We start from the raw sequence: 868 nt of genomic DNA, 5'->3' as shown, positions 1-868 counted from the left end.
TTCCGGAGACGGTCGCGCCACCGCTGACATCAGCCGGAATCTGAAATCCCCATAGCCATCGCCTGTGGCCCGCGGGTTCCTTCCTCGGGGACTTTCGTACGCGTGCCGGCGCCCGAAACTCTTCACGGAATCGGAATGACGGCTTTTGGATCCCGAGTGTCGAGAGCCGCCTTTTGGGGGACACCAACGACTGAGATTTCAGAAAACCCGCTGGACCCGCTCTCATTCGCGTTGGATTAACGGGCTTCGGTTATACTATCCCGAAGTCAGGGGGGGCCATGTCGGGGCAGTTCGCAATCGGTGTCATCGGCTACGTCTCAGCGGTAAACTTGCTGGCGTACGCCGCTATGGCATTCGACAAGGCTAGGGCCAAAAACAGTTTACAACGCATTCCCGAGTCGACGCTTCTGACCCTTGCTATAATCGGCGGCAGCATCGGAACTGTGATCGCGCAGCAAACGATCCGACACAAGACGCGCAAGGAGCCGTTCCGCTCCACGCTCGTTGGCATCGTCCTGCTCCAACTCCTCGCCGTAATCGCGCTTTTAGTCGGATTGCTCACTACGGGATCGCCCGAAGCGCTCTGGCAATTCCTTGCATTATGAGGTGAGCTCTTGGGCCGGCTGCTTCTGCTTCTGGCGCGAGGGGGACTTAGAGTTTGTCATCGCAATGACCGCCTTTGGAGACCATGACTTGGAATGCGGGCGACTGAAATCAGGCGCATAGCAGCCATATGACTTGGGGGCCGTAGAACGAACCCGCTGCGCGGGAGGGCGCCTGCGGTTGAGGTAGCGGTTACGGGCCGTGCGTCGCGCTCGCATTGAGCGTCCTCCGGCAGCGGCAGAGCATGACGGGCTTCTTCAACAAG

The 868-nt window shown here is 59.4% G+C and carries 1 protein-coding gene; it reads left to right on the top strand.

The window, feature by feature from the left end:
- The first annotated feature begins 278 nt into the window (after positions 1 to 278).
- Positions 279 to 605: a DUF1294 domain-containing protein gene (locus O7A61_RS32295; RefSeq protein ID WP_337133190.1), complete on the top strand. Its 327-nt coding sequence runs from the start codon at positions 279 to 281 to the stop codon at positions 603 to 605.
- Positions 606 to 868: the final 263 nt, after the last annotated feature.

Source organism: Mesorhizobium sp. Cs1321R2N1 (genome assembly GCF_037179725.1).
Classification (GTDB): Bacteria; Pseudomonadota; Alphaproteobacteria; order Rhizobiales; family Rhizobiaceae; genus Mesorhizobium; species Mesorhizobium salmacidum.
The sequence above is the reverse complement of the archived record's forward strand: the minus strand, read 5'-3'. Positions and strand labels throughout refer to the sequence as shown.